General features: G+C 75.1%; 4 protein-coding genes and 1 pseudogene. 4 read left to right on the forward strand and 1 reads right to left on the reverse strand.

The window, feature by feature from the left end; all coding sequences use genetic code 11:
• From E1292_RS49605 to E1292_RS49620, 4 genes and pseudogenes are all read left to right on the forward strand, one after another.
• Positions 1–263 (forward strand): annotated as a pseudogene (locus E1292_RS49605) (hypothetical protein); the annotation flags it as partial.
• A gap of 14 nt (positions 264–277) precedes the next feature.
• Positions 278–916, forward strand: coding sequence for a class F sortase (locus E1292_RS49610; RefSeq protein WP_132606752.1), 639 nt, complete (start codon positions 278–280; stop codon positions 914–916).
• Positions 917–1,077: 161 nt separating this feature from the next.
• Positions 1,078–2,187 (forward strand): sialidase family protein, encoded by a 1,110-nt coding sequence (locus tag E1292_RS49615; protein WP_132606753.1) that lies wholly within the window; start codon positions 1,078–1,080, stop codon positions 2,185–2,187.
• Between the two features lie 36 nt (positions 2,188–2,223).
• A complete protein-coding gene (locus E1292_RS49620; RefSeq protein WP_132606754.1) occupies positions 2,224–2,838 on the forward strand; it encodes a dihydrofolate reductase family protein in 615 nt (204 codons plus the stop codon).
• Here E1292_RS49620 and E1292_RS49625 read toward each other — a convergent pair.
• The coding region (locus E1292_RS49625) for an IucA/IucC family protein (RefSeq protein WP_132606755.1) at positions 2,823–4,202 on the reverse strand (1,380 nt) is incomplete at its 5' end. The genes E1292_RS49620 and E1292_RS49625 overlap by 16 nt on opposite strands.

Here is a 4,202-nt window from a genome sequence, read left to right on the forward strand (position 1 = left end):
GTGCGCCGCGTGGGGGCGTGGACACGGGGGTCGGCGGGGCGGTCCGCGACGACGACGATGACGGTGCTGCTCCGCGGGGCGGGGTCGACACCGGGATGGGCGGGACCGCGGAGGACGCGGCCGCCGGGGCCGGGACGGCCGGGAGCCGGTCGGCGGAGAGCGCGAACGGCGCGCTGCCGCTGGTGCCGCTGGGCCTGGCGGGTGCCGGGCTGCTCGGGGCGGGCGCGTTCTGGCTGCGGTACAAGTTCTCCGCGGACGGCTGACCATGCGCGCCCTCATGACGGCCGCCGCATGCGCACTGCTCGCGGTAGGTGCCTGCGCCACCGTCCCCGACCCGGCCCGGCACCGGACGGCCGGGACCCAGGCCGCTGTCCCGGCGGGACCTCAGGCCAGGGCGCAGGCTCCGGCTCGGACCGGGGCACAGGCGGCGAGCGGGTACGAGCGGTGGCCGGCGGTGCCGGTCGCCGGCTCGACCGCCGAGGCGGCCGCGCCCGTACGGTTGCGCGTGCCCGCCATCAAGCTCTCCACCAAGGTGATCCCGTTGCGGCTGGACACCGAGGGCCGCCTGGTCGCCCCCAAGAGCTTCGACCGGGTGGGCTGGAACGAGGCCGGGCCGGAGCCGGGCGAGCGGGGCGTGGCCGTCGTCGCCGGCCACGTCGACTCCACCACCGGTCCCGCCGTGTTCCACCGCCTGCGCGACCTGCGCAGGGGCGACCGGGTGCACGTGGACCGGGCCGACGGCAGCACCGTCACGTTCGTGGTCGGCCGCGTGACCCGCTACCCCAAGAGCCGCGTACCCGACAAGGAGGTCTATCACGGGGGTAGGGGCGCCGAGCTCCGCCTGATCACGTGCGGCGGTACGTTCGACCGCGCCCGCCGCAGCTACCGGGACAACGTGATCGTGTTCGCCCGGTGACGGGCGTGACGACGTGATGGTGTGCGCCCGCTGACGGGCGTGACAGCCGTTGTGCCGCCCGGGGAGGATTCCCGGCGGCACAACGGTGTCCCGGCCCGCATTCGCCTCCGCGTACGTCTGAGGTCGGGGCCCGTTAACCCGGGGGCCGTAGCGTGCCGCGCATGGCGGAGCGTTATCCCACGTCGGTGCCGTACCGGCAGGCGACCGACGGTTACCACACGTTCAGGATCCCGGCGGTCGTGGTGACCGGGGCGGGCACGGTGCTGGCGTTCGCGGAGGGGCGGCGCGGCTCGGCCGGCGACTCCGGCCACATCGACCTGGTGCTCAGGCGGTCCGCCGACGGCGGCAGGACGTGGGGCGAGCTGGAGGTGGTGGCCACGGAGCCGCGGCGCGGCACCGCGGGCAACCCGGCGCCGGTGGTGCTGGCCGACGGCAGGATCGTGCTGGTCTTCGTCAGGCAGGGCCCGTCGGCCACCGAGGGGAAGATCAGGCGAGGGCAGGTGGAGGCGGCCGCGGGGCGGCGGGTGTTCGTCCAGGCCAGCGAGGACGACGGGGTCACGTGGTCGCAGCCGCGCGAGATCACCGACAGCGTGAAGGATCCGGAGTGGCGCTGGTACGCGACGACCCCCGGGCACGCCGTCGAGCTGCGGCACGGCCGGCACGCCGGGCGGATCGTGGTCCCCGCCAACCACTCGCTGCCGCCCGAGGGCGCCGACGACGGCACCGAGGGCAAGTACGACGGCGGCCACTGCCTGCTGAGCGACGACGGCGGCCGGACCTGGCGCATCGGCTACGTCGACGACAACCCGGACGGCTACGTCAACGTCAACGAGACCACCGCGACCGAGCTGCCCGGCGGACGGCTCTACGTCAACGCCCGTACCGACTCCGCCGCGCCCGGCAGCCGGGCCGACGCCTACTCCTCCGACGGAGGGCGGACGCTGGAGCAGCCCTTCAAGCCTCAGCCAGGTCTCTCCGGGCCGGTGGTGGAGGGCAGCGTGTTGTGGTGCGGGTCGCCGGACGTACTCCTGTTCTCCGGACCTGCCGCGCCGGACGCGCGGGCGTCGATGACGGTACGCGCCAGCGACGACCACGGCGTCATCTGGCGGGTCGCGCACACGGTGTCCGGCCTGCCCGCGGCCTACTCGGACCTGGTCAGGCTGGACGTGGAGACGGTGGGGCTGCTGTTCGAGACCGGCGCCTCCGGCCCGTACGAGAGCATCGCCTTCCGCCGGATCCCGGTCGCCGAGCTCGCCCCCGTTCGTGTGTGAGCGAGGAGTTCGGGCGGCGGATCGGGTCTGCCTGGCATGACCCGAATCATCGCTGACATCTCGGTTTCCCTCGACGGCTTCGTCACCGGGCCCGATCCCGGCCCGGACAACGGTCTGGGCGTCGGTGGGGAGGCCCTGCACACGTGGGCGTTCTCCGACGATCCCGACGACCGCCAAATCCTGCGGGAGGCGACCGCCCGCTCGGGTGCCGTGCTTCTCGGGCGGCGGCTGTTCGACGTGGTCGACGGGCCGTACGGGTGGGACGACACGTCCGGTTACGGCGCCGGCGAGGTGGGCAAGCCCGCGTTCGTCGTCGTGACGAGCTCGCCGCCGGAGTCGGTGCGGCTCGCCGACCTCGACTGGACGTTCGTCACCAGCGGGTTGGCCGACGCCGTGGCCGCCGTGCGCGAGCGAGCCGTGGCCGCGTCGGCGCGGAGCGGCAAGGAGCTCGACGTCGTCCTGATGGGTGGCGGCGCCGTGATCGCTTCGGCGCTCGACGCCGGGCTGGTCGACGGGCTGACGCTGCACCTCGCGCCCGTCGTGCTGGGCGCGGGGACGCCGCTGTTCACCGGCGGAGCGCCGCGCACGCTGGTGCGGCGGAGCGTGACCCCGACATCGACCGCGACGCACCTGACCTACGACGTCCTCTGACGGGCTCCTGCCAGCGGGTTGGGCAGCCGGGTCCACCGGTCGCCGGGCGGCGCGTCGTCGAGCTGTGCGAGCAGGTGGGCCTTCGCCATGATGTGTGTACCGAACACGGCGTCGCGGTCGGCGCGCGCGTCCGGTGTGCCGGGCAGCTCGTCGAACGCCTGCCGCGCGGCCGCGGCCACGACGTCCCACAGCGCCGCCTCCGTGGCGCGGTCGCGCCGTCCGAGCAGCGCGACCAGGCTGCCGAACGTGGTGCCGACGAGCGAGCCGAACAGCTTGCCGTGCAGCACGTCCGGGTCGTCGGTGAGCAACCTCGGGCTGACGGGCGGGGTCTCGATCCCGTTGCGGGCGAGCCGGGCGGGGCTGATCCTGACGTCGGCCAGGTCCCGGTAGATCAGCCGGTACGGCAGGCCGTCACGGTCGAGCGCGACCAGCAGGTTCTGGCCGTGCGCCTCCAGCGCCACGCCCAGCGCGAGCATGCCGAGCGTGTCCTCCAGCGCCAGGCGGGCGAACGCCGCCAGCCACGCGACGGGATCGCGGACCATCTCGCGGGTGATCGCCGCCACGGGCAGCACGGTCTCCGCGCCGGTGCGCGGTGTGGGCTCCCGCAGCATGGCCGACAGGTCCGCGCTGTGCTCGCCGTCGAGACCGGCGGCGGCCCCCGCCAGGTAGCCGGCGACGGCGGGACGGCCGCCCCGCCGTCCTGACAGGGCGGCGAGCAGGCGTGACAGCGGGACGCAGTCGCGTACGGAGCCGGGGGAGATGTCCCTGACGCTGGAGGTCATCCGGGTGCTGAACGCCGTCTTCACGTGCGGGCCGCCGTCCACGGGGGCGAGGGTGCGTACGGACGTCAGCGGCCGGGCGGGGATCGCCCCCGTGGCGTACGGGCGCAGGCCCAGGGCGGGCAGGACGTGGCGGGTCTGCCAGGGGTGCAGGGGGAGCAGGAGCCGGTCGCCGTCCATGAGCGCGGCCGGCCACGGCCCGGTGACCAGGCACTCGGCGGCGGGCAGCGCGACCAGGTCGAGGGCGACGGTGGTGCGGTGCTCCGGCATGTACGCGAGCTGCTCGGCCACGGAGACGCCGGGGCGGTTGCGGCAACCCGGATGGTAAGGATGCCCGTCGACCACGCTCTGCTCGTAGTCCTCCGGGGTGTCCAGACCGTCGGGGCCGGCCCAGGCGGCGGCCCCGGCGCGGGACAGGGCCAGCGAGGCGACGCTGTTGTCCAGGTCGTGGACCAGCCGGGTGGTGCCGGGCAGGGCGAGGGCGGCCAGGAGCTCGGCAGGGTGCGTGTACGGCCGGCCGTCCAGCCAGAGGGCCGGCTCGCCTTCCAGGTCGTACGGCAGCCGCGCCCGCCCCCGCAACCGCCG

Source organism: Nonomuraea deserti (assembly GCF_004348685.1).
GTDB lineage: Bacteria > Actinomycetota > Actinomycetes > Streptosporangiales > Streptosporangiaceae > Nonomuraea > Nonomuraea deserti.

Excerpts from the sequence above, each read along its gene's own strand:
- E1292_RS49610 (WP_132606752.1), top strand. The coding sequence starts at position 278 with ATGACGGCCGCCGCATGCGCACTGCTCGCGGTAGGTGCCTGCGCCACC.
- E1292_RS49615 (WP_132606753.1), top strand. The coding sequence starts at position 1,078 with ATGGCGGAGCGTTATCCCACGTCGGTGCCGTACCGGCAGGCGACCGAC.
- E1292_RS49620 (WP_132606754.1), top strand. The coding sequence starts at position 2,224 with ATGACCCGAATCATCGCTGACATCTCGGTTTCCCTCGACGGCTTCGTC.